This window comes from Paraburkholderia phytofirmans, assembly GCF_046028095.1.
GTDB lineage: Bacteria > Pseudomonadota > Gammaproteobacteria > Burkholderiales > Burkholderiaceae > Paraburkholderia > Paraburkholderia phytofirmans_A.
The window spans coordinates 1-523 of record NZ_JAQQDJ010000050.1; the positions used below are offsets into that span (position 1 = coordinate 1).

Here is a 523-nt window from a genome sequence, read left to right on the forward strand (position 1 = left end):
GGCATCCACCGTGACGGGCCGCCCCCATCCCGTCAAACTGACACGCAGTCTGATCGCGCTGTTCGCGTTCTGCTGCGGCGCTATCGTCGCGAACCTCTACTACGCGCAACCGATCACCGAACTGATCGCACCGGACATTCACATGTCCGGCGGCACAGCCAGCCTGATCGTGTCGCTCACGCAGATCGGCTATGCGTTCGGCCTGTTCTTTCTTGTCCCACTTGGCGACCTGCTGGAAAACCGCAAGCTGATGATCACCACGGCGCTGGTGTCGATCGTGAGTCTCGCCGCTGCGGCGTTCGCTCAGCAACCGGGCTGGTTCCTCGCGATTTCGCTGCTGGTCGGCTTCAGTTCGGTCGCCGTGCAGATTCTGATCCCGCTCGCCGCCCACCTCGCCCCGGACGAGTCGCGTGGCAAGGTGGTCGGCACCATCATGAGCGGACTGCTGCTCGGCATACTGCTGTCGCGCCCGATCTCCAGCGTGGTGGCGGGCCATTTTGGCTGGCGCGTGGTATTCGGTGCT

The 523-nt window shown here is 63.9% G+C and carries 1 protein-coding gene; it reads left to right on the forward strand.

Translation table 11 applies throughout. From position 1 onward, the window contains the following. Nucleotides 1-10 precede the first annotated feature (10 nt). The coding region (locus PQR54_RS38875) for an MFS transporter (RefSeq protein WP_408255456.1) at nucleotides 11-523 on the forward strand (513 nt) is incomplete at its 3' end.